The 24636-nt window shown below is 72.8% G+C and carries 28 protein-coding genes; 18 read left to right on the forward strand and 10 right to left on the reverse strand.

Features of this window, described 5'->3' with window-relative positions; all coding sequences use genetic code 11:
• The first annotated feature begins 656 nt into the window (after positions 1 to 656).
• Entirely contained in the window at positions 657 to 2096 is a 1440-nt protein-coding gene (locus tag ABD823_RS17995; protein ID WP_344861000.1) for a replication initiator, read from the forward strand.
• Between the two features lie 13 nt (positions 2097 to 2109).
• Here the strand turns inward: ABD823_RS17995 and ABD823_RS18000 are convergent, their stop codons facing one another.
• Positions 2110 to 2577, reverse strand: a complete 468-nt coding sequence (locus tag ABD823_RS18000; protein ID WP_344861002.1) for an NUDIX domain-containing protein — start codon at positions 2575 to 2577, stop codon at positions 2110 to 2112.
• Between the two features lie 11 nt (positions 2578 to 2588).
• Complete coding sequence (locus ABD823_RS18005) at positions 2589 to 3344, reverse strand: XRE family transcriptional regulator (protein ID WP_344861004.1); 756 nt, start codon at positions 3342 to 3344, stop codon at positions 2589 to 2591.
• A gap of 185 nt (positions 3345 to 3529) precedes the next feature.
• Between ABD823_RS18005 and ABD823_RS18010 the strand changes: the two genes are divergently transcribed.
• From ABD823_RS18010 to ABD823_RS18025, 4 genes are all read left to right on the forward strand, one after another.
• On the forward strand, positions 3530 to 3874 hold the full coding sequence (locus ABD823_RS18010; RefSeq protein ID WP_344861005.1) for a hypothetical protein: 345 nt from the start codon (positions 3530 to 3532) through the stop codon (positions 3872 to 3874).
• 76 nt (positions 3875 to 3950) lie between these two features.
• Positions 3951 to 4370: a hypothetical protein gene (locus tag ABD823_RS18015; RefSeq protein ID WP_344861007.1), complete on the forward strand. Its 420-nt coding sequence runs from the start codon at positions 3951 to 3953 to the stop codon at positions 4368 to 4370.
• 80 nt (positions 4371 to 4450) lie between these two features.
• On the forward strand, positions 4451 to 4855 hold the full coding sequence (locus tag ABD823_RS18020) for a hypothetical protein (RefSeq protein WP_344861009.1): 405 nt from the start codon (positions 4451 to 4453) through the stop codon (positions 4853 to 4855).
• 578 nt (positions 4856 to 5433) lie between these two features.
• Positions 5434 to 5655 (forward strand): hypothetical protein, encoded by a 222-nt coding sequence (locus ABD823_RS18025; protein WP_344861011.1) that lies wholly within the window; start codon positions 5434 to 5436, stop codon positions 5653 to 5655.
• A 352-nt stretch (positions 5656 to 6007) separates the two neighbouring features.
• Here ABD823_RS18025 and ABD823_RS18030 read toward each other — a convergent pair whose 3' ends face one another.
• The gene (locus ABD823_RS18030) at positions 6008 to 6382 is read right to left on the reverse strand and encodes a uroporphyrinogen decarboxylase/cobalamine-independent methonine synthase family protein (protein WP_344861013.1); all 375 of its coding nucleotides are present in this window, start codon (positions 6380 to 6382) and stop codon (positions 6008 to 6010) included.
• A gap of 366 nt (positions 6383 to 6748) precedes the next feature.
• On the opposite strand from ABD823_RS18030, the gene ABD823_RS18035 reads away from it, so the two are divergent.
• From ABD823_RS18035 to ABD823_RS18050, 4 genes are all read left to right on the forward strand, one after another.
• Complete coding sequence (locus ABD823_RS18035) at positions 6749 to 7063, forward strand: hypothetical protein (protein ID WP_344861015.1); 315 nt, start codon at positions 6749 to 6751, stop codon at positions 7061 to 7063.
• Positions 7064 to 7370: 307 nt separating this feature from the next.
• Positions 7371 to 7895: a DUF7144 family membrane protein gene (locus ABD823_RS18040; RefSeq protein ID WP_344861016.1), complete on the forward strand. Its 525-nt coding sequence runs from the start codon at positions 7371 to 7373 to the stop codon at positions 7893 to 7895.
• 124 nt (positions 7896 to 8019) lie between these two features.
• Entirely contained in the window at positions 8020 to 8970 is a 951-nt protein-coding gene (locus ABD823_RS18045; RefSeq protein ID WP_344861017.1) for a DMT family transporter, read from the forward strand.
• 112 nt (positions 8971 to 9082) lie between these two features.
• Entirely contained in the window at positions 9083 to 9982 is a 900-nt protein-coding gene (locus ABD823_RS18050) for a LysR family transcriptional regulator (protein ID WP_344861019.1), read from the forward strand.
• A 59-nt stretch (positions 9983 to 10041) separates the two neighbouring features.
• Here ABD823_RS18050 and ABD823_RS18055 read toward each other — a convergent pair whose 3' ends face one another.
• Together ABD823_RS18055 and ABD823_RS18060 are read right to left on the reverse strand one after the other, a co-directional pair.
• Positions 10042 to 11001, reverse strand: a complete 960-nt coding sequence (locus tag ABD823_RS18055) for an ABC transporter permease subunit (protein WP_344861020.1) — start codon at positions 10999 to 11001, stop codon at positions 10042 to 10044.
• Positions 10998 to 11912 (reverse strand): ABC transporter ATP-binding protein, encoded by a 915-nt coding sequence (locus ABD823_RS18060; RefSeq protein WP_344861022.1) that lies wholly within the window; start codon positions 11910 to 11912, stop codon positions 10998 to 11000. The genes ABD823_RS18055 and ABD823_RS18060 overlap by 4 nt, the downstream gene beginning before the upstream one ends.
• 124 nt (positions 11913 to 12036) lie before the next feature.
• On the opposite strand from ABD823_RS18060, the gene ABD823_RS18065 reads away from it, so the two are divergent.
• Positions 12037 to 13410 carry a sensor histidine kinase gene (locus ABD823_RS18065; protein ID WP_344861023.1) on the forward strand — a complete coding sequence of 458 codons (1374 nt, stop codon included), beginning with the start codon at positions 12037 to 12039 and terminating at the stop codon, positions 13408 to 13410.
• A 1-nt stretch (position 13411) separates the two neighbouring features.
• Positions 13412 to 14131, forward strand: coding sequence for a response regulator transcription factor (locus tag ABD823_RS18070; RefSeq protein WP_344861025.1), 720 nt, complete (start codon positions 13412 to 13414; stop codon positions 14129 to 14131).
• Positions 14132 to 14162: 31 nt separating this feature from the next.
• Here the strand turns inward: ABD823_RS18070 and ABD823_RS18075 are convergent, their stop codons facing one another.
• A complete protein-coding gene (locus ABD823_RS18075) occupies positions 14163 to 14708 on the reverse strand; it encodes a VOC family protein (RefSeq protein ID WP_344861027.1) in 546 nt (181 codons plus the stop codon).
• Positions 14709 to 14752: 44 nt separating this feature from the next.
• Here ABD823_RS18075 and ABD823_RS18080 point away from each other — a divergent pair, with 44 nt between their 5' ends.
• Positions 14753 to 15193 (forward strand): MarR family winged helix-turn-helix transcriptional regulator, encoded by a 441-nt coding sequence (locus ABD823_RS18080; protein WP_344861029.1) that lies wholly within the window; start codon positions 14753 to 14755, stop codon positions 15191 to 15193.
• Between the two features lie 46 nt (positions 15194 to 15239).
• On the opposite strand, the gene ABD823_RS18085 is transcribed toward ABD823_RS18080, so the two are convergent.
• The gene (locus tag ABD823_RS18085) at positions 15240 to 16481 is read right to left on the reverse strand and encodes an ROK family protein (RefSeq protein WP_344861032.1); all 1242 of its coding nucleotides are present in this window, start codon (positions 16479 to 16481) and stop codon (positions 15240 to 15242) included.
• Between the two features lie 79 nt (positions 16482 to 16560).
• On the opposite strand from ABD823_RS18085, the gene xylA reads away from it, so the two are divergent.
• From xylA to ABD823_RS18115, 6 genes are all read left to right on the forward strand, one after another.
• Positions 16561 to 17712 carry a xylose isomerase gene (xylA, locus tag ABD823_RS18090; RefSeq protein WP_344861035.1) on the forward strand — a complete coding sequence of 384 codons (1152 nt, stop codon included), beginning with the start codon at positions 16561 to 16563 and terminating at the stop codon, positions 17710 to 17712.
• Positions 17709 to 19127, forward strand: a complete 1419-nt coding sequence (gene xylB / locus ABD823_RS18095; protein ID WP_344861037.1) for a xylulokinase — start codon at positions 17709 to 17711, stop codon at positions 19125 to 19127. Before xylA ends, xylB begins: the two co-directional genes overlap by 4 nt.
• 195 nt (positions 19128 to 19322) lie before the next feature.
• The gene (locus tag ABD823_RS18100; protein ID WP_344861039.1) at positions 19323 to 19970 is read left to right on the forward strand and encodes a DUF998 domain-containing protein; all 648 of its coding nucleotides are present in this window, start codon (positions 19323 to 19325) and stop codon (positions 19968 to 19970) included.
• Positions 19971 to 20116: 146 nt separating this feature from the next.
• Positions 20117 to 22408, forward strand: a complete 2292-nt coding sequence (locus ABD823_RS18105) for a sensor histidine kinase (RefSeq protein ID WP_344861041.1) — start codon at positions 20117 to 20119, stop codon at positions 22406 to 22408.
• Positions 22392 to 22802 carry a roadblock/LC7 domain-containing protein gene (locus ABD823_RS18110; RefSeq protein WP_344861044.1) on the forward strand — a complete coding sequence of 137 codons (411 nt, stop codon included), beginning with the start codon at positions 22392 to 22394 and terminating at the stop codon, positions 22800 to 22802. The genes ABD823_RS18105 and ABD823_RS18110 overlap by 17 nt, the downstream gene beginning before the upstream one ends.
• Positions 22799 to 23167, forward strand: a complete 369-nt coding sequence (locus ABD823_RS18115) for a DUF742 domain-containing protein (protein ID WP_344861046.1) — start codon at positions 22799 to 22801, stop codon at positions 23165 to 23167. The genes ABD823_RS18110 and ABD823_RS18115 overlap by 4 nt, the downstream gene beginning before the upstream one ends.
• Positions 23168 to 23312: 145 nt before the next feature.
• Here ABD823_RS18115 and ABD823_RS18120 read toward each other — a convergent pair whose 3' ends face one another.
• Genes ABD823_RS18120 through ABD823_RS18130 form a run of 3 tightly spaced genes read right to left on the reverse strand, consistent with a single transcriptional unit; the run spans position 23313 to position 24620 of the window.
• The gene (locus ABD823_RS18120; RefSeq protein WP_344861049.1) at positions 23313 to 23888 is read right to left on the reverse strand and encodes a GTP-binding protein; all 576 of its coding nucleotides are present in this window, start codon (positions 23886 to 23888) and stop codon (positions 23313 to 23315) included.
• Positions 23869 to 24204, reverse strand: a complete 336-nt coding sequence (locus ABD823_RS18125) for a DUF742 domain-containing protein (protein ID WP_425566623.1) — start codon at positions 24202 to 24204, stop codon at positions 23869 to 23871. Before ABD823_RS18125 ends, ABD823_RS18120 begins: the two co-directional genes overlap by 20 nt.
• 8 nt (positions 24205 to 24212) lie before the next feature.
• Positions 24213 to 24620 carry a roadblock/LC7 domain-containing protein gene (locus ABD823_RS18130; protein WP_344861053.1) on the reverse strand — a complete coding sequence of 136 codons (408 nt, stop codon included), beginning with the start codon at positions 24618 to 24620 and terminating at the stop codon, positions 24213 to 24215.
• Between the last annotated feature and the right edge of the window lie 16 nt (positions 24621 to 24636).

A 24636-nucleotide genomic window follows, 5' to 3' on the forward strand; every position in this document is an offset into this window, starting at 1 on the left:
CTGACCTCCGGGTGACAGCTCCCTTACTTGTTGCCCGTGAAGGCCGTACTGGACGGGACGACATGGGACTCTCCCGGACGCCTGTGGACGTCCACGGACGCTCACGGGGACTCGCGGGGAATGGCACCCTGCGGAACTCGCACCTGCGTAATTCCGTTGGTCGGTGGTAGAAACGTAGGTACCGAAAAGCCTTCGTCATTCGGGAAGACAGCGAGAAACCAGCAGCGACAGATTCGAGCGCACAAAGCCACCGGGCATGAAAAAGAGAGAAAGCCGTTCCGCTGGGGGGACCCGGCCAGCGGTAGGCCGCACAACTGGCAGCGCTCACTGGTTCACCGTCGCATGAAGACACTCCATCTCCCTCGCTGATCAGCGCCAACACAGCCACAGGCATGCAACGTCGGCATGTCTGGTGATGGCGCGCACCCTTTTCCGAATCAGGCGGCGGCTCCCTGCGAAGAAAGGAGTCTGTTGGTACCTCCGGAACTGGTACCCCATGCCGCGCTTGTACGGGAGTGGTCCAAGCGCAAGATCGCCGAGTCGCCTCGGTGGTCGCCCGAGAAATGGCGGCGCATCGCTGCCATTCACGGCATAGAGCTGGCCGACGGGCCGACTCGTGCCGAATCCCCGTCCCGCGAGGACGGGAGGGATGCCGCGTGAGCAACGTCCCTTCCCTGTCCCCTGATCTGATGGCCGCCATGCAGCGGGCGGCCATGCCCGACTTCGCCCGGTGGCAACAGATGGTGCGGGCAACGGGCGGTTGCGCTCATCCGATCCGGCTCCACGGTGAACGGCTGACCGTGGACGCCGGAACGGGTGAGGTCCTGGACGTCTACCGGACGGCCGACGAACCCACCGGGTTCCTGCTCACCGCGTGCGGCAACCGGCGGGCCTCGGTCTGCCCCTCCTGCTCGCAGACCTACCGTGACGACACGTTCCATCTGATCCTGTCCGGCCTGCGGGGCGGCAAGGGCGTCCCGGAGGAGGTGAGCGCGCATCCCCGCGTGTTCGCCACCTTCACGGCTCCGTCCTTCGGCGCGGTCCACGCGCACCGGGAGAAGAGCGGCAAGGTCCTGCCCTGCCGTCCTCGGCGGGACGATCCCGTCTGTCCGCACGGGCTCCGGGCAGGCTGCAGGGCGCGTCACGACCGAGACGACCCCCAGGTGGGGGAACCGCTCTGCGCGGACTGCTACGACTACGCGGGCGCGGTGCTGTGGAACGCCCATGCGGGCGAACTCTGGCGGCGCTTCACCCTCGGGCTTCCGGCGGTCTTCGCCCGGCTGCTCGGCGTCAGCCGTACCGAACTGCGGCGGCGGCTGCGGCTGTCGTATGCCAAGGTCGCCGAATACCAGGCGCGGGGCCTGGTCCACTTCCACGCCGTGATCCGCCTCGATGGTCCGGACGGGCCGGAATCGCCTCCCCCGGACTGGGCCACGGTCCCGATGCTGGATCAGGCGATCCGGCAGGCTGCGGGAGAGGTCGCCGTTCCCGTCCCCTCCCCGGCTCTGGCCGGCAGGGAGGCGGAGAACGCGGAGGAATCCGCCCCGCTCGTGCTGCGCTGGGGCAGGCAGCTCGACGTGGAACCGGTCTACGTCTCGGCCGACCTCGACGGCGTCTCGGACAAGCGGGTGGCGGGCTATATCGCCAAGTACGCGACCAAGGGAGCGGAGTCGGGCGGGGGCGTGGACCGGCCGATCCGGCAGGCGTGGGAGGTCGCCCGCCTCGACGTGACCGAGCACGTACGGCGCATGATCTACGCCTGTTTCAGCCTCGGTGACCTTCCGGAGTACCGGGACGTTCCGCTGCGGAAGTGGGCTCACACGCTCGGCTACGGTGGGCATTTCTCGACCAAGTCACGCCGCTACTCCGTCACCCTCGGCGATCTCCGCCGGGTACGGGCCGACCACCGGGCCGAAGAGGCACGGCAGGCGCTCGGGCTGGCCGACCCTACGGAAGGGCCGGAGACGGTCACGGTAGGGGAATGGCGGTACGCCGGGAGCGGCCACCGGCACGGGGAGGCCTTCTGGGCCGAACTCGCCCGCCAGCGCATCGCCACCGCGCGCCGTATCGCCAGGGAACGGGGAGACGCGGAGTGACACCGTCAGAGGCTCAATCGATGTGGGGATAAGCGCCGTTCAGGTAGTCGTTGAGCTGCCGCCATTGGGTGGGATGGATGTCGAGCGCGTGAAGCTCCTCGGGGGCCACCCATCGGACGTCGCTCGCCTCGTCGTTGGCTCCGGGCTCACCTCCGACCGGACGGGCGATCAACATCACCTCGTACTCCTGGCGGACCTCCCCATCGGTGTAGGCGACGATGTGCCCGGGATCGGAGTAGATCCCCAGCATCCCGACCGGCTCGACGGTGACGCCGGTCTCCTCCTGCGTCTCCCGTACGGCGCACTGAGAGGGCGTCTCTCCGATCTCCATCTTCCCCATCGGCAGCGCCCACTGCCCGGTGTCGCGTCTGCGCTGGAGCAGGATGCGGCCGGTGTCGTCAACGGTGACCGTCCCGCACGCGGGAACGAGGGTGTTGGCCTTCGGCGCACTCGGGTCGTTCCAGTACTCGACTCGTCCCATCAGGGCTCCCCTCAGATCTCCGTACCGGACCACGGCACGGCCTCAGCCCACACGCGGTCGAATGATGCCATGTAGTGATCGGCGAGCGTCCCGCCGTCGAGTCGGCGGAAGTGGAAGGTCGGGTTGGCCGATGCGGGCTCGCCGTAGGCGTGCGGGTTCACAAGGATCTCGTCGTCGTAGCGGAACAGGGAGGCGTACAGCGTCGTCCCGTGGAGCCGTACCTCACACCCGTCAAGGTCGGTGAGTTCCCGGTAGTAGGTGAGGGATGAGCGGATCTTGGCTGCCAGCGTGCGGCCCAACCGCTCCTCTCGGTCACGGATCTCCACCGCCTGGGAGGTGGGATCGCCGAAGCACAGGCGGACCGTCACGCCGCGCTCCACCGCCTCGGCGAGCATGCGGGCCACCTTCGGTTGCGTCTGCGCGTAGAACGTCCCGGAGAAGACGAGGACGTCGATGCGCTCCTGAGCCTCGCTGAGGAGGCGCAACCACAGCTCGCGCGGCACGCTCGCCCGGTCGGGATAGATCTCCAGCAGTTCGGAGCGGTTGGCCTCAACCTTGCGGGTGCTGCTCTGTTTCAGCACGTCCGGCCAGAGATAGGTCTCATCGGCGGTGAGCAGCTTGGCCGCTGCCCATCGGTGACGACGGTGCGGAACCCGGCCGGTGTTGACCCACCGCTCAACGGTCTTGGCCTCGACTCCGCACGCCTCGGCCAGATCTTCCAACGCGACGCCGTGACGCAGCATCGCCGTACGTAGGCGTTCGTTCACGTCCCCCAGTGCACAAGACGTCCCAGGACGTTTCAAGGCCCTCCTGGGACGTTTCAGGTTTCGTCAACACGTCCTCACAACGGGCCTCGGCGAAGTTCAAAGGTCCCGCCCGTCTCGGTTCACTTGTTCATGCAGGTCAAGCCGCTACACGTCGTGACGAATCGGAGGCCGAGTGTATGAGTCGGTTGGCGATCAATTCGGGCTGCGCATCGGTGACTCCGCTCGACGTCGCCGGAGAACTTCGGACTGAACTGGAGCGGCACGGCATCACGGCTGACGTTCACGACGGTTACGGCTTGGCGCTGGTGTCGGTCTGGGTGGGCCTGGTCGTCTGGTGCGACGGGGAACGCTACTGGTGGCGCACCGGCTGGGATGACCGGCGACAGCGCTTCACCTACGCGTGGCATCCGGCGGTCGATCCGGTCCGGGCCGCTCGGAGGATCGCGTTCCGGTACGCGGCGCTGCGCGCGGGCTCTTCGCGGTCGGTGCTCGCCGACCCTGTGGCGGCGGCCGGTGATGGCGCGCACTGAGCAACTGAAGGCGCGGCCCTCGCCGGACGCGGCACGTCGGGCGCGATGGCGACCACCACGGGCGGGGGACCGCACGGTGATCGTCCAACTCCTGCACAGTCACGCCCGTACCCGCGCGTATGCCTCCTGGCTGCTCGGCCGGCACGGGACCATCGTGCGTCTGCTGCGGGGTGGGGCCTTCGCCCTGGTCGAACTCGACGACGAGCCCTCCCGGTTCCTGGGCGGGGCGCGGCGTTGGCATGTGCACCTGGATGACCTGCTTGTTGATGCTGTCGAACCTCCAAGCGAGGGGAACGGCTCCTACGGCGTCGGCCTGTCCGGTACCGGCCGTGAGGTCGTGCGGCATGCGTGGTCACCGGGGCAGCGAGAGGGATTGTGCGGGAAGGCGGTGCGGCCCGTGCTGATCGGCTCATGGTCGCCGCCGTTCCTGCCCACAGTGGAGAACGTGTGTCCTGCCTGCGTCCACCTTGCCGGAAACGACGGAACCGATTCATAGGCGGGACGGGTGACCTCTGATCATCGGGCCCCTATGCTCGATTGAGATCGACAGTCGGTCCATCTACCCCAAGGACACCAATGGCAGAGGCGTACGTGACCCGGCAGATACCGCAGGAAGTGAGAACGGCCCGCCTCCTCACGAGAGTTCAAGCAGCGATCGGCCTTCTGGGGTTCATACCGTTGATCAGCTTCATCGTCGATATAGGCGGCCTTCCGCTCTGGTTGTATCTGTTGCTACCGCCATCGAGCATTTTAATCCTGGTGCCTCTCGGACTGCTCGCCGGGCTGACGACGAGGTATGGCTCGTGCAAGCGGTGGGTGCGAATCACCGTGTTCACGCTCGAAGGCATCGTGATCTTGTTCAGCCTTCTCTTCCTGCGTGGTCCCAACCCCTACCTCGGCGCGCTTCCGGGGTTGGCCTTGGGAATCGCAGTGGTCTTCTGGTTCACCCGTCCGGCCGCACGGTCCTGGTTCAGCGGCTGAGGCAGGAGCGCGATCATCTGATGGCAGGGTGACGAGCTGCGTTGAGTAATCCCTGAAGCCGGTGTGCTGTGCAGACCTCCACTCCTCGGACCCCGCCTGTATCGGTTACGGCCAGCGCTCATCGAAGAGATGGCCAACCGCGGCCACTGACAACCAGCTTGAAAGACTTGGACGCTCGGCTCGCTGATCTGCTGCGGCCCAGCCCGGAGACGATCTCGCCGTATCCGAGACTCCCCGTGATTCCCCGCGGTTCCCGTCCGTACTGGCACGCGGATGGCACGGAAAGCCTGCTGCTCGCGTCACCTCGATCTTCGATGGGCCGGGGCTGAGGAACGAAGTCCCGGACCGCCGATCGCCCCCAACCCCGTACCAAGATCATCCATCTCAGGCGATCGTGAGGGCGATCCCGGCGTGGACCGTCTGACCGATTCCTTCCCGCATGGTCTGGATCCAGCTATTACGATCACCTTGGGATCGAGTTCCTTCGGCGGTCATAGGAGTCCAGCGTGCGAGATGAACCCACTTCCCTGCGGCGATTGGGCCTTCAAGGCTTTCTACGGGGTGCCGTTGGAGGCTTTGTGGGAAGCGTCGTCATGCTGTGGCTCCAAAAGAACGATCTTTGGTTTTGGAACTCAGGCTTCGATTGGTCGAATGTCTTTGGGCTTACGTTCGCAACTGGTGTGAGCTACTGCGTTGCCGTGATCGTTGCGGAGCGCCAGCGGCGGAAGCAGGCCGTCAAGGGTGAGGGAAACGAGGAATCTGACTTGGTTGAGCCTGTCGAGAACGGCAAGCCCTCGTAGGCATGAGCTGTTGAGGCGGCGGTGCGGACCCCGGTGTGGCGAGTTGGTCGGGTACGGCGCGGCGGTCGTACGGCGGGCGGCCCCGCGAGCGGGTCCGGCCGGGACCGGCCCCCAGGCCGCATGCCCGGACGGATCCCGCAGAGCGGGAGCCGTGGCGGCGGCGCAACGCGCCCCCGCCCTTGACCCTGTAGTGAAACTCCTCGCGGATCGGTTCGCTTCAGCGATCTCGATCATGAGATTCGGGTGCCTGGATGACTGGCTGTGCGGGGGTTCTAACAGCTCACAAAGCTGATCACAGGGTCCACTACCTACTCTGGCGGCGTTCCGGCTAATAGTTGCCTTTGTTGATGAACTAGTGGTAGTTCGTGTCGAACCACTTGGTCATGCGCAGCGGGGCGACGCCGTCGGTGCCGCGGGCCATGGCGAAGCAGGTGTCCTCGTCGGTGCCGGCGCGGTGGCGGTCGGGTACGGCGCCGAGCAGCAGCGCGGTGTCGAGCACCTGGTCGTAGAGGGAGAAGGTGTTGGACGGCGGTTCCTGGAGGCCGAGCCCGGCCAGCCGCCGCCATGTCCGTTCGCGCAGCTCGGCGCCGGTGCGGCGCAGTTCGTCGAGGGTGGAGCGGCCGTCCCAGTAGGCCTCCAGCGCCCGCTTCAGCTCCCGGCGGGGCCCGATCCGGGGATAGCCGAGGATCGTGGCGGCGGGGAAGGGCTGCGGGTGTGCGGCGGTCATGCGTGCTCCCGATGGGTCGAGGCGGGGTGCGGATGCGCGGCATCCTGCCCGCGCCGGGGGGCCGCCGGCCGGATCCATCGACGCCGCTTATGGCTCGACGGCCGGACTCCGGCACCGCCGCCTGTCCGCGGCCGCGCCGCCGGGGGAATCGATCGACCGTGCTTATCGGCCGGTCGCGGGGCAGGGCGTGCGGCGGGGCTCCGCGTGCGGCCCGCCGTGCGGGGCCGCGCCTTCGAGGGCGGTGGGGAGCCCTTTTCCCGGGAGTCGGCGGCCCGGAGGAAAAAATCTTGGAGTTCGCCGTAACAAAACCGCGCGCCGGCCACTCTTACCTGACGAACACCACAACACGGGGATAAAGGGAACAAAATGAGCGACTTCACCGCGACCTTCTTCGACACCAACAACGACGGCTACACCGACGCCCAGTGGGCGGACACCAACGGCGACGGCTACAGCGACGTGGAGAACTACGACACCGACGGCGACGGCGCCTCCGACGTCGAGTGGATCGACACCGACGGTGACGGCGTGGCCGACCAGGAGAACTACGACACCAACGGCGACGGCCGCACCGACGTGACCTACAACGACCTGGACGGCGACGGCGTGATCGACGAGACGCTCGTCGACCTGGACGGCGACGGCGTGGCCGACTACACCGAGGGCCCCTTCTCCGCCTGAGCGGGCATGTGACGTCCGGGTGCGGTGAACCGTCCGGTGACCCGCGTCGGCGGAGCGGCGATCCCGGGACGGGCGGACCCTCGCCGGGCCGGGGGTGCTCGGCGCCAAACCGGAGTCACGCCTGATTCATGCATCTTTGGCGAGGGATGTGGAGAAGGGAGCGGAGGGCTTCGGGTACGGAGGGAGGAACAGGGCGGTGACGGGCGTGCGTCGCGGCCACCCGGCCCGCCGAACGCCGGACGGCGCGCGGACGGCCGCCGGAGGGTTGCGACGCCGGGGGCGCCGGACCGCGCGGAGGGAGCCGACCATGGAAGAACCGCGCCACGGGCACACCCGGCAGGCCTCCCGGGACCACATCCCGGACACGGCGCCCCGGACGCGTCAGGGGGCGGACGGGGTGCGGACGGCGCTCCCGGGAGAGGAGCCCCGGTCCACGGGCCGGGTCGGCTGGGTGATGTTCGCCGGCATCGGGATGATGCTCGTGGGATGCTCCCAGGCGCTGATGGGCCTGGTGGGGGTCTTCAACACCGACTTCTACCTCGTCACCCCCGACGACCTGGCGATCCCGGTCGACTACACGACCTGGGGATGGGCGCACCTGATCATGGGCGTGGTCGTCCTCCTCGTGGGTGCCGCCGTCATGGCGGGCAGGACCTGGGGGCGGGTGGTCGGGATCGTCCTCGCCTCCCTCCAGGCGCTCGTCAACTTCGCCTGGCTCCCCGCCTACCCGTTCTGGTCGGCGATCGTCATCGCCGTCGACGTCCTCGTCATCCACGCGCTGGCCGTCCACGGCGGGGAGATGAAGGCCTTCGGCGGAGGCGGCACCCCGTAGACGCCGCCGGCTCCCCGGGGGGAGGCGGTGGACGGGTGACCGCGGTGAACGAGGGGACGCGGCAGGGTTCCAGGTCCGGAAATTTCGGTGGGGAACGAAACGTCCGGCCCGTAGGGTCCCGGGTATGGAGCAGAACACCACGGGCGGGCCGCGGGCCGGCCGCCTGGCCCTCGCCGCGGCAGGCGTCACCGTCCTGCTGTGGGCCTCGGCCTTCGTCGGGATCCGCAGCGCGGGCGAGCACTACTCACCGGGCGCGCTGGCACTGGGACGGCTGCTGGTGGGGACCCTGGTGCTCGCCGCCATCCTGGTGGCGCGGCGCGAGGGATGGCCGCCGCGAGCGGCCTGGCCCGGCATCCTGGGCTCCGGCGTGCTCTGGTTCGGCCTCTACATGGTCGCGCTCAACTGGGGCGAGCGCGAGGTGGACGCGGGGACGGCCGCCATGGTCGTCAACATCGGCCCGATCCTCATCGCGCTCCTCGGCGGCCTGCTGCTCGGGGAGGGCTTCCCGCCGCGCCTGATGGCCGGCATGGCCGTGTCGTTCGCCGGAGCGGTCGTGGTGGGCGTCTCGATGTCGGGTGGCGACGACGGGTCCTCCGTGCTCGGCGTGCTGCTGTGCCTGGCGGCGGCCGTCCTGTACGCCGCGGGGGTCGTCTGCCAGAAGCCCGCGCTGCGGCACGGCTCGGCGCTCCAGGTAACCACGTTCGGCTGCGCGGTCGGGACGGCGGCGTGCCTGCCGTTCGCGGGGCAGCTGGCGGCCGAGGCCGCCCGGGCCCCGCTGCCCGCCACACTGAACATGGTCTACCTCGGCGTCTTCCCGACCGCCCTGGCCTTCACCACGTGGGCGTACGCGCTGGCCCGGACGACGGCGGGGAAGATGGGCGCCACGACCTACGTGGTCCCGGCCCTGGTGGTCCTGATGTCCTGGCTCGTCCTCGACGAGGTGCCCGGGTGGCTGACCGTGGCGGGCGGCGCGCTCTGCCTGGCCGGGGTGGCCGTCTCCCGGGGAGAGACCGGACCGCTGCTCCGGCGGCTCCGGGGGCGGGGCACCCCGGTGGAGGCGGCCCGGCGGGCCTGAGCCGCGCGGCCGCGAAGCCCGTTCCGGACCCGCGCGAGCACGCCGGGGAGACCGGGGAACGCACGGGACCGGCCGGTGGCGGCCTCCGGGGGCGGGATGACCATACTGGCGTGTGGATTCCGGACCGGTGCTGCGCGACGTGCGCTGCTTCGCGTTCGTCGCGCGCCATCTCGGCTTCTCGCGCGCCGCGGCCGAGCTGCGCATGTCCCAGCCGGCGGTGAGCCAGGCCGTCGGCCGGCTCGAACGGTCCCTGGGGGTGCGGCTGTTCGACCGGACCAGCCGCGAGGTCAGGCTCTCCGCGGTGGGCGAGGCGCTGCTGCCGTACGCCGAGGCGCTGCTGGAGGCGGCCGCCGCGTTCACGGAGGAGGCGGCGCGGCTGGCCGTGCCGGGGCGGCCCCCGGTGCGCCTGGCCTACGCGCCGCTCGCCGGGGCGCTGGCCGCGCGGGCCGCCCGCAGGCTGGCCCGGCGCAGGCCGCCGGTCGGCGTCGAACTCCGCCCGGCGGGGCGGAGGGCCGCGGCGGCGGCGCTGGCCGCGGGTGAGGTGTCCGCGGCGGTCATCGGCGCGCCGTTCCCGCGCGACCTGGTGACCGCGGCCCGGTTCCACGTGGCGGTCGGCCACCTGGCCGTGCCCGCGGACGACCCTCTGGCCCGCGCGGCGCGGCTCCGGCTCGACCGGCTCGACCGGCACCGGCTCCTCCTGCCGCGCGACCGGCCGCCCGGCGGCATGTGGGCGAGACTCGCCGCCCTGCTGCCCGGCCCGCACCGGCACCACGTCGTCGCGGAGGACCTCGACGACTTCGCGGCCGCGCTGGACCTGGTCGCGGCCGGGAGCGGCCTGCTGGCGGCACCCGACCCGCTGGTGCGGACGGTCCGCCGCGATGACGTGCGCTTCGTCCCGCTGGACGGCGCCGACCTGCGCATGACGTACGGCCTGGCGTGGCCGCCCGAGCGCGTCTCGCCCGAGCTGATGGCCCTCGTCCAGGCCGTGCAGGAGACGCTCTGGACCCGGTAGGGCCACCAGGCTCCGGCTCCGCCGGTTCAGGCGTCGCGGCGGGCTCCGGCCCCGCCGGTTCAGGCGTCGCGGCGCCGGAGCACCAGGTAGCCGCCGGCGAGCGCGGCGGCGGTCCACAGCAGCAGGATGCCCATCCCGGTCCACCCGTCGTACGGCCGGCCGAACCTCGGATCGCCCGGCGGGCCGGTCAGGTGCATGACCACCATGGCCGCCTGGTCCGGCAGGTACTGCGCGACGGGCTTCAGCGCCGGGACGTTGCCGATCCCCTGCGAGCCGAGGAAGAGCAGCGGTAGCAGGATCCCGAGCGCGAGGGCCGAGCCGCGCAGCATCGCCGCGACCCCCGTGGCGAACAGCCCGATCAGCACCAGGTACAGGCAGGCGCCGGCCGAGGCCTCCACCGCGCCGTCCGCGCCGAAGGAGACGCCGTACGGGCCGAGCGCCGCCTGCGAGACGAGGAACGAGGCCGGGACGGTGACCAGCGCGGCACCGAGGAGCAGCGGCGCCTCGGCGAGCAGCTTGGCGCCGTAGAACACGCCGCGCCGGGGCACCGCCGCCAGGGAGGGGCGGATCGTCCCCGCCGAGTACTCCCCGCCCATCGCGAGCACCCCGAGGGCCACCAGGGGGAGCTGACCGAGGGTCAGGCCGTAGAAGGCGGCGAAGAGCGGGTCGAAGGACTCCCGCTGCTCGGCGGGCAGGTCGGAGAAACCGTTCCGGAAGCCGGACCCGGCCAGCCAGGCGAGGCCCACGCTGAGCGCGAAGGCCGCCAGGAGCAGCCAGAAGGTCGACCGCACGGTCCGGAGCTTGACCCACTCGGCGGCGCCCGCCGCCCGCAGCGCGGACAGGACGCCCGGCCCGCCCGCCGCGGTGCCCGCCGGGATGTCCGGCCCGGCCGCCGCGGTGTCCGCCGGGACGCCGGTGGTGCCGTCCGCCGGGGTGCCGGCCCGGGGGGCGCCGGTCCCGGCGCGCACCGCGCCTGCCGTCTCCACCGCCGCTCCCGGGTTCACCGGGATGCCGTTCATCGGGACGCACCTCCCGCCCGGTACTCCGCGGCCTGTCCGGTGAGCCGCAGGAACGCCTCCTCCAGGGAGGCCGACTCCGTGCCGATCTCGTGCACGGTCAGGCCGCCGGCCGCGGCCAGTTCGCCGACCTCCGCCGCCTCGGTCCCGTGGGCCTCCAGCGCGCCGTCCGCCGCCTGCCGTACCTGGATGCCCGCCGCGGCCAGCGCGTCGCGCATGCGCTCCGGCTCGGGCGTGCGGATCCGGACGCGGGAGCGGGCGTGGGCCGCGACGAACTCCCGCACGGTGGTGTCGGCGAGCAGCCGCCCCCGGCCGATCACCACCAGGTGCTCCGCGGTGAGGGCCGTCTCGCTCATCAGGTGGCTGGAGACGAGCACCGTACGGCCCTGCGCGGCCAGGTCCCTCATCAGGTTCCTGATCCACAGGACGCCCTCGGGGTCGAGCCCGTTGGTCGGCTCGTCGAACAGCAGCACCGGCGGGTCGCCGAGCAGCGCCGCGGCGATGCCGAGCCGCTGGGCCATGCCCAGGGAGAAGCCCTCCGCCCGCCTGGCGGCCGCGCCCTCCAGCCCGGTCAGCTCCAGGACCCGGCGCACCCGCGTCGCGGGGATGCGGTTGGCGCGCGCCAGCCAGAGCAGGTGGTGGTAGGCGCTGCGGCCGCCGTGCACCGCCCCGGGGTCCAGCAGCGCGCCGACGTGGCGCAGCGGCTCGGCCAGCTCCCGGTAGCGCCGGCCGCCGATGAGGACCCGGCCCGCGCTGGGCCGGTCGAGGTCCAGCATCATCCGCATCGTGGTGGACTTGCCGGCGCCGTTGGGCCCGAGGAAACCGGTCACCCGGCCGGGCCGCACGGTGAAGGACAGCCCGTCGACCGCGACCGTGCCGCCGTATCTCTTGCTGAGGTTCCGTACGTCGATCACCCGGCCGACGCTACGGACCGGCGCGTTCGCGGGCAGTCCCCGGAAGTCGCCGTCCCCGGTGACGAAAGTCGACACCGGGACGTGCGGGGGACCCGGGCGGGGCGGGGAACGTAGCCTGCTGGGCATGGGCCGACATCTCCTCGCCGCCGCGGTGGTCGTGGCCGACACCGCCCTCCTGGCGGCCGGGCATCCGGGTGGTCTCCCGCCGTGGGCCGGGCCGGCGTACGTCCTGGCCGCGCTGGCCGTGGTCGTGGTGCGCCGCCGGTCCCCGCTCGCCGCGTTCACGGCCGCGGTGGCGCTCGCCGCGCTGACCGGAGGCGTGCACGTCCTGCTGCTGTGGGCCTCCTACCAGGCCGGGCGCTCCGTCCTGTCCCGGCAGGGCACGGCCGTGCTCGCCGGCGTCGCGCTCGGCGGCCTCGCCGTACAGCCGGTGCCCCGGGCCGTGGAGCCGCGGCAGATCCCCCACCTCGTCCTCGTCCACCTCGTGTTCGTGGCGCTGCCGCTGCTGGCCGGGCGCTACCTCGCCCAGCACGAGCGGTTGGTGGCCGCGCTCGACCGGCACAACCGGGAGCTCCGCGGCAACCGGGAGCTGCTCGCGCAGCGGGAGCGGCTGCGGGAGCGGCTGCGGATCGCGCGGGAGATGCACGACTCGCTCGGCCACAGGCTCGGCCTGGTCACCGTCCAGGCGGCCGCCCTGGAGGTGGCGCCGCTCCCGGCGGAGCAGCGGCGGGCCGTCCGGCGGCTGGCGGAGGCCGCGCGCGGTGCCGTGGACGAGCTGCACGAGCTGGTGGGCGCGCTCCGCACGGAGGACGGGGCGGCCGCGCGCCCGCCCGGGGTGGAGGCGATCGACGCGCTGGTGGCGGAGTTCCGGGCGGCGGGGGTGCCGGTGGAGCTGCGGCGGAGCGGGCGGGTCAGGAGGCTGTCGGCGGCGGCGGGGCGGGCGGCCTACCGGGTGGTCGAGGAGGGCCTGACCAACGCGGCCAGGCACGCACCGGGCAGGCCGGTCGAGGTGGGCGTCGGGTGGGAGCAGGACGCGCTGCTGCTCACCGTCGCCGACCCCCTCCCGGTCGCAGGTCCTTCCTCCGGGGAGCGGATCGCAGGTCCTTCCTCCGGGGAGCGGATCGCAGGTCCTTCCTCCGGGGAGCGGGGCGTCGCCGGTCCCGGTCCGGGAATCCCGCACGACGGCACCGGGCTCCCACCGGGCGGCCCGGGCGGCCCGGGCGGGCGGGAGCGGCCCGCCGGCGGGTACGGCCTGGCCGGGCTGGCCGAGCGGGTGCGGGAGGCGGGCGGGTTCCTGGACCACGGCCCCCTCCCCGGAGGCGGGTTCCGGCTCTTCGCGATGCTGCCCGCCGGGGACGCCGGGGACGCCGGGGACGCCGGAGACGCCGGGGACGGGGATCCGCCCGCCGGGCGGATCCGCACGGCCGCCGTCGGGCTCGCCACCGCGGCCCTGATGTTCGTGGTGCTGCCCGCGGGCATGCTGCTGGGGGTGGGCTGAGGTGGACGGCGGGACGGCGGGCGGCGCGGACGGCGGCGTGACCGGAGCGGCCGGCGTGATCAGGGTGCTGGTCGCCGACGACGAGCCGCTGATCACGGCGGGCATCCGCGCCGTGCTGGAGTCGGCGCCGGACATCGAGGTCGTCGCGGAGGCGGGTGACGGCCGGGCGGCGGTGGAGGGGGCGCTCCGGTACCGCGCCGACGTGGCGCTGGTCGACCTCAACATGCCGGTGCTGGACGGGCTGGGCGCGATCGAGGAGCTGCGCCGCCGGGTGCCGGGTCTGCGGACCGTGGTGCTCACGGCCTTCGGCGCCGAGCCGAACGTACTGCGCGCCCTGCAGAGCGGCACCTCCGGGTTCGTGCTCAAGAACTGCACGCCCGACGAGCTGATCGCCGCGGTCCGGGCCGCGCACCGCGGTGACGCCTATCTGTCCCCCTCGGTGACCCGGCTGGTGCTGGGCATGGTCACGCCGGCACAGGCCCGGCGGCGCAGGGAGGCGGCCGAGCGGCTGGCGGCGCTCGCGCCCCGGGAGGCGGAGGTCCTGGACCTGGTGGCCGAGGGCCTGTCCAACGCGGAGATCGGGCAGCGGCTGAGCATGAGCGAGACGACCATCAAGACCTACGTGAGCCGGATCCTGGCCAAGCTCGGCTGCGCCAACCGCGTCCAGGCGGCCCTGCTGGCCCGCGACGCCGGTCCCCGCGGGGCGCGCCGCGCCCCCTGACCCCGGCCGCTCCGGCCCGGGACCGGGCCGGTCAGGCCGGGGTGGAGACGCCGAGGCCGCCGCGGGTGTGCGCGCCGTACCGCTCCTTCTCCCGGGCGAGGTCGAGGGGCCGGATGCGGGAGCGGCCCGCCAGGGTCTCCTCGGTGATCAGGTCGGCCGGGACCAGCCAGGAGACCTCGAACTCCAGGCCGTCGGGGTCCTGGGCGTACAGCGCCTTGGTGGTGGAGTGGTCGGAGGCCCCCACCAGGGCGCCGAGCTCGCCGAGCCTGACCGCGATCCGCTCCAGCTCCTCCAGGGTGTCCACCTCCCAGGCGAGGTGGTAGAGCCCGACGGTCGAGCGCCCGGCGGTGGAGGGGCCGGCCTGGGCGCCGATCTGGAACAGGCCGAGGTCGTGGTCGTTGCCCGACCCCTCGGCCTGCAGGAACGCCGCGCCCGGCATCCCCATGACGACCCGGAAGCCGAGCGCCTCCTGGTAGAAGGCGACGCTGCGCTCGACGTCGCGCACGTACAGGACCGCGTGGTTGAGCCGCTGGACCGGCATGGTGACCCCCTCGGGGCAGAGAACTTGAACTCTCAAGTACTTTAACCCACAAAACTTGAGAGTTCAACTAAACTGGTGGCGTGACGAACTGGCTGAGCGACGACGAGCAGCGGGTGTGGCGGTCCTTCCTGGCGGCGTCCCAGGCGGTCCAGGAGGAGCTGGACCGCCAGCTGCAGCGGGACTCCGGGATGCCGCACGCCTACTACGCGGTGCTGGTGCGCCTGTCGGAGGCGCCGCGGCGCCGGATGCGGATGAGCGAGCTGGCCGCGACGGTCGGTTCCTCGCAGAGCCGGCTCTCCCACGCCGTCGCGCGGCTGGAGGAGCGCGGCTGGGTGCGGCGCGCGCCCTGCCCGGAGGACCGGCGGGTGAGCTGGGCGGTCCTCACCGACGCCGGCTTCGAGGTGCTCGAAGCCGCGGCGCCCGGCCACGTCGAGGCGGTGCGGCGCTGCCTGTTCGACCGGCTCACCCCCGAGCAGGTCCGCCTGCTCGGCGAGATCTGCGCGGCCGTGCTGGGCCGCTGACACCGCTCCCGGCCGCTTCGCCGAGGGGAGGTCCCGGTCCGGCCGGTCAGCGCGGGGCGGGGGCGCCGCCGGCCGCCAGGTGGGCCACCGGGTCGGCGACGATCCGGTGGATCACCTGCCCGGCCGCGCCGAGCGTCGCCGCGTCGGCGCCGAGCCGGGAGACGGCCAGCTCGGGCACGGCGTCGCGGATCGCCGTGAGCCGGGCGGCGGTGGTCTCGCGCACCGGGCCGGAGATCCACGGGAAGAGCGGGGCGAAGACGCCGCCCAGCACGATCGTGCCGGGGTCGAAGAGGTGGACGGCCGAGGTCAGCGCGAGGCCGAGCGCGTGCCCGGCGCGCTCGCAGGCGGCCAGCGCCGCGATGTCCCCGCCGCGCAGGCGGCCGACCAGTTCCTCGACGGTCCCGGCGCCGGCGGCGCGCAGCAGCGCCTCCTGCCCGGCGTACTGCTCCAGGCAGCCCCGGCCCCCGCACCGGCAGGGCGGGCCGTCCGGGGAGACGATCACGTGGCCCAGCTCGCCGGCGAGGCCGTGCGCGCCCCGGAAGAGCGCGCCGTCCACGACCAGGCCGGCGCCGACGCCGATCTCCCCGGAGACGTGCAGGAAGTCGCGGCGGCCTGAGCCGAACCACAGCTCGCCGAGCGCGGCGAGGTTGGCCTCGTTGTCCACGGTGAGCAGCGGGGGCGGGGCGGTGGCGGCCGGATCCTGCGGGGAGGGACCGCCGCGGACGGGAGGAGCGGGCGGGGCCAGCAGGTCGTCGAGGAGGTCGCCGACGCGCACGTCGCGCCAGCCGAGGTTGGGGGCGCTGTGCACCAGGCCGTCGTCCACGGGGCCGGGGACCGCCAGGGTGGATCCGGCGATCACCAGGCCCAGGGAGCGGGCTTCGTCCACAGCCTCGCGGGCGAGTCTCCGCACGTTGTCGAGGGTTTCCACAGGAGAGGCCGCACGGTTGTCCACAGCCTGTGTACGGCGCAGCCGCACTGAGAGCGTGAGGTCCACGACGCAGGCGGACAGGTAGTCGACGTTGACCTCCAGGCCGAGCGCCGCCACCCGCTCGCCGCTCAGCGCGAGTGCGGTGCCCGGGCGGCCGCGCTCGCCGCGGGAGGCGGCGCCGGTCTCGGCGACCATGCCCGCCTCCAGCAGGTCGGCGACCAGCTTGGAGACGGTGGTCTTGGTCAGCCCGGTGATCTCCGCCAGCGCGGCGCGGGTGACCGGCCCGCTCCGCCGCACCTCGGCGAGGACGACGCCGAGGTTGCGGGCGCGCATCGAGTCATGGCGTACGGCCTGCGTCATGGACACCCCACCTCTTGACGATCCCACTTCCAGGACGCATATTAAGTCCATTAAATGGATTAAATCGGAGGACCGGCCCATGAACGCCTACACGCCCACCCCGCAGGACCGCTTCACCTTCGGCCTGTGGACGGTCGGATGGTCGGCCCGCGACCCGTTCGGCGACGCCACCCGCCCCGCCCTCGACCCCGTCGAGACCGTGCACAAGCTCGCCGAGCTCGGCGCCTACGGCGTGACCTTCCACGACGACGACCTGCTCGCCGTGGAGCCCGACCGGGACAAGGCGGTCGAGCGCTTCAAGGGCGCGCTGGCCGAGACCGGCCTGAAGGTCCCGATGGCCACCACCAACCTGTTCACCCACCCCGTCTTCAAGGACGGCGCCTTCACCAGCAACGACCGCGACGTGCGGCGCCACGCGCTGCGCAAGGTGATGCGCAACCTCGACCTGGCCGCCGAGCTGGGCGCCACCACCTACGTCTGCTGGGGCGGCCGGGAGGGCGCCGAGTCCGACGCCGCCAAGGACGTCAAGGCCGCGCTCGCCCGCTACAAGGAGGCGCTCGACCTGCTGACCTCCTACGTGATCGACAAGGGCTACGACATCCGGTTCGCCCTGGAGCCCAAGCCGAACGAGCCGCGCGGCGACATCCTGCTGCCGACCATCGGCCACGCGCTGGCCTTCATCAACGAGCTGGAGCACCCCGAGCGGGTGGGCCTCAACCCCGAGGTCGGCCACGAGCAGATGGCCGGGCTGAACTTCGTGCACGGCATCGCCCAGGCGCTCTGGCACGGCAAGCTCTTCCACATCGACCTCAACGGCCAGCACGGTCCCAAGTACGACCAGGACCTGATCTTCGGCCACGGCGACGTCAAGAGCGCGTTCTTCCTCGTCGACCTGCTGGAGAACGAGGGCTACGACGGCCCCAGGCACTTCGACTACAAGCCGCTGCGCACCGACGACGCCGCCGACGTGTGGGAGTCGGCCGCCGCCAACATGCGCACCTACCTCATCCTCAAGGAGAAGGCGAAGGCCTTCCGCGCCGACCCCGAGGTGCAGCAGGCGCTGGCCGCCAGCCGGGTCGGCGAGCTGGCGCAGCCGACGCTCGCCCCCGGCGAGACCCTCGATGACCTGGCCCGCGACGACTTCGACCTCGACGCCGCCGCCGAGCGCGGCTTCCACTTCACCCGGCTCAACCAGCTCGCCTTGGAGCACCTGCTCGGGGTGCGCGGATGACCCTCGTGGCCGGGGTGGACTCCTCCACCCAGAGCTGCAAGGTGGTCGTCCGGGACGCGGAGACGGGCGCCCTGGTCCGCGAGGGCCGGGCCGCCCACCCCGCCGGGACCGAGGTCGACCCCGAAGCCTGGTGGGCGGCGCTCGGCGAGGCCGTCCGCGCGGCCGGCGGGCTGGACGACGTGGCGGCCGTGAGCGTGGCCGCCCAGCAGCACGGCATGGTCTGCCTGGACTCCTCCGGAGCCGTCGTGCGCGACGCCCTGCTCTGGAACGACACCCGCTCGGCGAAGGCCGCCGCCGACCTGGTGGCCGAGCTGGGCGGCCCCGCCGCCTGGGCCGGGGCGGTCGGCAGCGTGCCGGTCGCCTCGTTCACGGTGACCAAGCTCCGCTGGCTGGCCGAGCACGAGCCGGAGCACGCCCGCCGTACCGCGTCGGTGTGCCTGCCGCACGACTGGCTGACGTGGCGGCTGCGCGGCGGGGCGGCGGCGGGCGCCGGGCTCGTCACCGACCGCGGCGACGCCTCCGGGACCGGCTACTGGTCCCCGGCGACCGGGTCCTACCGCGAGGACCTGCTCCGGGCGGCCTTCGGATCCGTCCCGCAGCTCCCCGAGGTGCTGGGCCCCCGGGACGGCGCGGGCGAGGTCGACCACGCCCGCCTCTCCTCCGAATGGGGGACCCCGGTCCCGGGCGGCCTGCGGCTGGCGCCCGGGACCGGGGACAACATGGCCGCCGCCCTCGGGGTGGGCGCGCGCCCGGGCGACGTGGTGGTCTCGATCGGGACCTCCGGGACGGCGTTCGCGGTGGCGGACGCCCCCAGCGCCGACCCGAGCGGGGCGGTGGCCGGGTTCGCCGACGCGACCGGGCGCTTCCTGCCGCTGGTGTGCACGCTGAACGCCGCCCGGGTGCTGGACGCCGCGGCCCGGCTGCTCGGGGTGGACCTGGACCGGCTGGGCGAGCTGGCCCTGTCCGCCCCTCCGGGGGCCGGCGGGCTGGTCTGCGTGCCGTACCTGGAGGGGGAGCGCACCCCGAACCTGCCCGACGCCACCGGGTCGCTGCACGGGCTGACGCTGGAGACCTCCACCCCGGCCCACCTGGCCAGGGCGGCGGTCGAGGGCATGCTCTGCCACCTGGCCGACGCCTTCGACGCGCTCGGGCTCGACCCGGCCCGCGTGCTGCTCATCGGGGGCGGGGCCCGGTCGCAGGCCGTACGGCGCATCGCCCCGGCGGTCTTCGGGCGGCCGGTGGTCGTGCCCGAGCCGGGGGAGTACGTCGCCGACGGGGCGGCGCGGCAGGCCGCCTGGCTGCTCGCCGGGGGCGACGAGCCGCCCGCGTGGGAGACCGGCTCCGCCGCCCGCCACGAGGCCGACCCGCTGCCCGAGGTGCGGGCCCGCTACGCCGAGGTCCGCGGGCGCGGCTGACGCCCGCGCGACCTCGGCGCAGGTCGCCCGGGAGCCGGTGGCCTCCCGAACGGGGTCGCCCGGAAGCGGGCCGACCGCGGAGACCGGCCGGTCGCCTGCTCGGGGGGCGGCCGGCCGGTTCTCAGGGGCGCGTCAGGGTCGGATCAGGGGCCGATCCCGATGCCCCCTGCCGGGTCCGGGGGACAGTCTGGTGACATGCTCCGGTTGAAGATGCTCTATCCCCTGGTCGCCTGTGCGGGGATCCTGATCGCGGCCGTCGCGGCCGTGGTCGGGCAGGCCGATCCCGACCCCTACCTCGACCCGCTCGACCTGACGGTCAGCGAGTACGCCGTGCTGGACCGGGGCGGGGCGACCGAGTTCGCCATGGTGTCGCTGGGGATCGCGTCGTTCGCGCTGGTCGCGGGGTTGCGGGCGGTGCGGGCGCCGGTGGGGGGCCTGGCCGAGCGGCTGATGCTGGTCTGGAGCGCGGCGCTGGTGCTCATCGCGGTCGTGCCGACCACCGCGCCGGGGCTGGCCCTGGACCTCGGGGCGCAGGTCCACCGCTACGTCTCGATCGCCGCGTTCGCCGCTATGCCCGTGGCGGGGATCTCGATGGCGGGGCGGCTCGCCGGGGACGAGCGGTGGCGGCCCGCCGCCGGGCCGGTGGAGTGGCTCGCCCTGGCCGGCGGGTTCGGCCTGCTGGCGATCACCTATGTGGCGCTGCCGGGGGACCGGGTGCTGATCGGGCTGGTGGAGCGGATCCTGCTGGTCACCGAGGTCGCGCTGGTCGCGGTGCTGGCAGGCAGATTGCTCCAATTGACATGGATTCGGAGCGCACGCGCATCACACGCCGTTCTGGGCTGACTTGTCACACTCCATGACTCTTTCCTGACTTATCACAAATAGGACACAGATATCGGGAACAGAGAGTGCTATCCTCGTCGCCGATCTAGAGATCGCCCGGTGGGGTCCTCCCCTCCGGAGCGCCCGGGCTGAACCGTCGAGGTGACATGGCATCCAGCAGGTCCATCCGGTTCAAGGTCTCGGCGCTTCTGGCGGCTCCCGTCGCCTCGCTCGTGGTCCTGTGGGGTGCCGGGGCCTTCTTCACCGTGAGCGACGCCCTCGACATCGTCAACGTCGACCGGCTCTCCGCGGTCGTCAGCAAACCCGTCGACGACCTCGTCATCGCCCTCCAGCGCGAGCACCTGCTCTCGGCCGAGTACCTCGTCACCCGTTCGAGCGCCGACCGCGGCGGACTCGCCACCCAGCGGGTCATCGCCGACCAGGCCCGGGACCGGCTCCGCGGGGAGGAGGTCGCGGACGCCACCGAGTCGCTCATGAGCGACCGGGCCAGGGGGCACTTCGCCGAGCTGATGACCCGCGTCGAGAAGCTCGACGAACTGCGGGGCGAGGTCGACCGGGGCCGGATCGGGCTCGTCGCGCTCTCCGCGGAGTTCGGCCGGGTCGCCGACGTTGCGCACCGGCTCGACAACAGCATGGGCAGCGACGTCCCCCCCGAGCTCTACGAGCGGGCACGCGCCCTGTTCCAGGTCAACTACGCCAAGGAGTTCTTCAACCGGCAGCGGGCGCTCGGCACCGCGGTGCTCATGCAGGACCGGCCGATGACCGGGGCGGAGCTGGTCCTGTTCGGCCAGCTCTCCGCCAAGCGGGGCTTCCTGATGGAGCACGGGCTGGCGGAGCTGGAGAAGGAGCTGCGCGCTCCCGTCGACCAGGTGACCGCCTCGCGGCTGCACGAGCGCTTCACCGACATGGAGGAGCGGCTGCTGTCCGGCGGCACCGTCTCCGCCGTCGACTGGCGCTCGGTCACCGAGCAGCTGGACGCCGCCTTCCAGGTCGCCCTCAACAAGAGCAGCGCCGCCCTGGGCGACCGGAGCATCCCGATGGCGACGGGGATCTTCGCCCGGGCCGGCGGCGCCGGCGTGCTCGGCCTGGCCGCGGTCGTCGTCTCGGTGCTCGTCTCCTACCGGGTGGGCCGCGGGCTCACCCGCGAGCTGGCCGGCCTGCGGCGGGCGGCCACCGAGCTGGCCGAGGTGCGGCTCCCCCGCGTCATGGAGAAGCTGCGGCGGGGCGAGCGGGTGGACACCGAGGAGGCGGCGCCCCCGCTGGAGCTGGGAGGCAGCACCACCGAGGTCCGCGCCGTCGCCGCGGCCTTCGACAGCGTCCAGCACCGCGCCCTGGACGCGGCCGTGGAGCAGGCCAGGCTGCGCGAGGGCGTGGCGCACGCCTTCCGCAACCTCGCCCGGCGCAAGCAGGGCCTGCTCCAGCGGCAGCTCAAGCTGCTCGACGGCATGCAGAAGGAGGCCGAGGACCCGCAGACGCTGGAGAAGCTCTTCACCCTCGACCACCTGACCACCCGCATGCGCCGCCACGCCGAGGGCCTGGTGATCCTGTCCGGCGGGGCGGCGGGACGCAAGTGGCGCTCGGCGATCCCCATGGAGGACGTGCTGCGCGGCGCCGCCGCCCAGGTCGAGGACTACGCCCGGGTCCGGATCTACCCCATGCCGCCCGCCACCCTGTCCGGCAGTGCGGTGGCGGACATGATGCACCTGTTCGCCGAGCTCATCGAGAACGCGACGGCCTTCTCCCCGCCCGGCGGCGAGGTCTCGGTCCGGGGCGCGAAGGCGGCGCGGGGCTTCGCCGTCGAGGTGGAGGACCGCGGCCTCGGTCTCACCAAGGAGAAGCGCGACGAGATCAACGTGCGGCTGGCCAGCCCGCCGGAGTTCGACCCGGCGGAGACCGACCGGCTGGGCTTCTCGGTGGTCGGCCTGCTGGCCGCCCGGTACGGCGTCGCCGTGACGCTGCGGCCCTCGCCGTACGGCGGGACCACGGTGGTCGTGCTGGTCCCCGAGAGCCTGCTGGGCGAGCCCGGCCCGCAGGCCGCCGGACCGGCCGCTGCCGCGGGCACGGCCGTGCCCGCGCAGTCCGCCGGGACCGGGGAGCCCGCCGTGCTCACCGGACCGGCCGGGCTCACCGAGCACGCCGGAGCCCTGGGAGAGGGCGGAGCGGGCGAGGAGGCGGCCGCTGTCCCGGCGCGGGCGCACTCGGCGCTGGACGGGCGCAGGGCGCCGCAGCGGCGCGGGCTGCCCCGCAGGGTGCGCCAGGCCAATCTGACGCCGCAGCTGCGGCAGGGGGAGCCCGAGGCGGCCACCCCGGACGAGACCAGTGTTTCCAGGATGGAGGAGAGATCGCCGGAGGAGGCGAGGGCGTTGCTGAGCTCGCTCCAGTCGGGGTGGCGGCGCGGCAGGTCGGAGAGCGAAGACAACGGTGGGGAAGGGGCTTGACCACGTGCCGGGTGAGCTGTATTGGCTTCTGGATGACTTCGTCACGAGCGTGGCGGACGTCTCGCACGCGCTGATCCTGTCCAACGACGGGCTGATGATGGCCTCGTCGCGGGGCCTGAGCAAGGAGGACGCCGACCACCTGGCGGCGGTGGCCTCCGGGTTCCAGAGCCTGGCCAAGGGGACGAGCCTGCAGTTCGGCGGAGGGTCCGTACGGCAGACGATGGTCGAGATGGACTCCGCCTTCCTGTTCGTCACCTCGGCCGGCCAGGGCAGCTGCCTGTGCGTCATGACGACGGGGGCGGCCGACGTCGGCCTGATCGCCTACGAGATGGCGCGGCTGGTCAACCGCGTCGGCCAGCACCTGGCCACCGGTCCGAGGGCGGCGGGCCAATGAGCGACGTCGAGTGGGTGGACGAGGAGGCCGGGCCGGTCGTGCGGCCCTACGCCCTGACGGGCGGGCGGACGACGCCCTCCTCGGCGTCCTTCGAGCTGCTGTCGATGGTGGTGGCGACGGGCGCGGCCGTGACCCCCCGCGCCAACCTCGGCTCGGAGCACCGGCGCCTGCTCGCCCTGGTCGGCAGGGCCCGCCCCATCGTGGAGGTCGCCTCGGACGCCGGGCTGCCTCTCGGCGTCGTCAAGGTGCTCCTGGGCGACCTGCTGGACCACGGGCTGATCCTGGTGCGCCAGCCGATCCCCGCGGCCACCTCGCCCGCGCAGAGCCTGCTCCTGGAAGTGATCAACGGCATCCGGGCGCTCTAGCCGCCCCGGACCGTTCCCGGGACGGCGTCCGGGAACGGTCCCGCGGCCGCGTCCGCGGCGGGTCCCGCCCGCGGACGCCGACGGGCCGGCCGTACCGGGCTCACTCCCCGCAGGGGGACGCGGTACGGCCGGCCCGTCGCCGCGCTCAGGCCTGGCTCGCGGTCAGCACCCGCAGGGAGTGCTCCACCAGTGTGATCAGCACCGTCTTGGCCGACGCGCGCCGCCGCACGTCGCACATGAGGACGGGCACGTCCGGGTCCAGGTCGAGGGCCGAGCGGACCTCCTCGACGTCGTAGCGGTCGGCGTCGTCGAAGCAGTTGACGGCCACGATGAACGGCGTGCCGCGCTGCTCGAAGTAGTCGATCGAGGGGAAGCAGTCGGTCAGCCGCCGCGTGTCGGCCAGCACGACCGCGCCCAGGGCACCGTAGGACAGCTCGTCCCACATGAACCAGAAGCGCTCCTGGCCGGGCGTGCCGAACAGGTAGACGACCAGTCCCTCCCGGATCGTGATGCGGCCGAAGTCCATCGCGACCGTGGTGGTGGTCTTGCCCTCCACGCCGTCGGTGTCGTCGATGCCGATGCCGCGGTCGGAGAGCACCTCCTCGGTGCGGAGGGGGCGGATCTCGCTGATCGCGCCGACGAGCGTGGTCTTGCCCACACCGAAGCCGCCCGCGATGAGGATCTTGAGCGCGACCGGTTCGTCAGAGGGCTCGAAGTCCATTGATCACTTCCTTGAGAATGCGCTCACTCGCCGAGGCGCGTCCGATCGAGATGAGACCGTGGTCTTTCAGGTCGCCGAGGAGGACCCGGACCACGCCGAGCGGCAGGTCGAGCTCCGAGGCGATGTCGGCGACCGAGGTCGGGGTGGTGACCAGGGCCAGGATCCGCTCCTGCTCCGGTCCGGGGACGAATCCACCGGAAGGGTGAGCGCCGGTCGCGCTGATCATCGCGACCAGGTCCAGCGCGTCGCCGGAGGACCGGGTGCGGCCTCCGATGAGCGCGTAGGGCCGGACCACGGGACCGGCGTCCTCATCCATCCAGTGGGTCATGACAGGCCTTGGCGCGGGTTCGCCGAGATGTGCTGGCCGACCCGCTTGACCAGCATCGCCATCTCGTAGGCGATGTGGCCGACGTCGGCGTCGGCGTCGCTCAGCACGGCCAGGCAGGTGCCCTGCCCGGCGGCCGTGACGAACAGGAAGGCCGACTCCATCTCCACGATGGTCTGGCGGACCTCCCCGCCGCCGAAGTGGCGGCCGGCGCCGCGTGCCAGGCTCTGGAAGCCCGCCGCGACGGCGGACAGGTGCTCGGCGTCCTCGCGGCTGAGCCCCGTGGAGAAGCCCACGGCGAGCCCGTCGGTGGACAGGATCACCGCTTGCCGTACCGCACCGACCCGGCTGGTCAGGTCATCGAGGAGCCAGTTGAGTTCGCCGGTGCCGTTCACTTTGCCGGCCATGGGACCTCCTCCGTCG

This window comes from Planomonospora alba (genome assembly GCF_039534085.1).
GTDB classification, from domain to species: Bacteria; Actinomycetota; Actinomycetes; order Streptosporangiales; family Streptosporangiaceae; genus Planomonospora_B; species Planomonospora_B alba.